Source organism: Myxococcus llanfairpwllgwyngyllgogerychwyrndrobwllllantysiliogogogochensis (genome assembly GCF_006636215.1).
GTDB classification, from domain to species: domain Bacteria; phylum Myxococcota; class Myxococcia; order Myxococcales; family Myxococcaceae; genus Myxococcus; species Myxococcus llanfairpwllgwyngyllgogerychwyrndrobwllllantysiliogogogochensis.
Genome location: NZ_VIFM01000595.1, coordinates 1 through 657, shown reverse-complemented (window position 1 = coordinate 657; position 657 = coordinate 1). Strand labels below are relative to the sequence as shown.

The 657-nt window shown below is 69.1% G+C and carries 1 protein-coding gene; it reads right to left on the bottom strand.

What is annotated here, in order from left to right:
- Nucleotides 1–171: 171 nt before the first annotated feature.
- On the bottom strand, nucleotides 172–657 hold a 486-nt coding region (locus tag FJV41_RS55150; RefSeq protein WP_141649547.1), incomplete at its 5' end, for a dihydrodipicolinate synthase family protein.

Here is a 657-nt window from a genome sequence, read left to right as displayed (position 1 = left end):
CTTGTAGTCGATCTTGTCGTTCTCCAGCACGGAGCAGGCGGAGAGGGCCATGGCAAGGCCGAGCAGGCCCAGGCGGTTGATAGCGTTCACGCGGAAATCCTTAAACGGTGTCTCTGGAGTGTGCTGCGGCGGAAGGCGCGGGCGGTCGGACGGAGCGTGGGCCGGCGCGCTTCAGAGCAGGCCGGCGGAGCGCAGCGCGGCTTCCACCACGGGTTCGCTCGCGGACGACAGCGGCGTCATGGGCAGGCGCATCGTGCCGCCGCACAGGCCCATGCGCTGCAGGGCCCACTTCACGGGGATGGGGTTGGCTTCGACGAAGAGGTGCTTGTGCACCGGCATCAGGCGCAGCTGGATCTCCATGGCGCGGCGCGTGTCGCCCGCGATCGCGGCCACGCAGAGCTCGTGCATGAGGCGCGGCGCCACGTTGGCGGTGACGCTGATGTTGCCCTGGCCGCCGCAGAGCATGAGCGCCACGGCCGTCGGATCGTCGCCCGAATAGACGGCGAAGCCCTCGGGCACGTCGCGGATCAGCCACTGCGCGCGCTCGATGTTGCCGGTGGCTTCCTTGATGCCGATGATGCCGGGCACCTGGGCGAGGCGCAGCACAGTGTCGTGCAGCATGTCCGCGACGGAGCGGCCGGGCACGTTGTAGAGGAT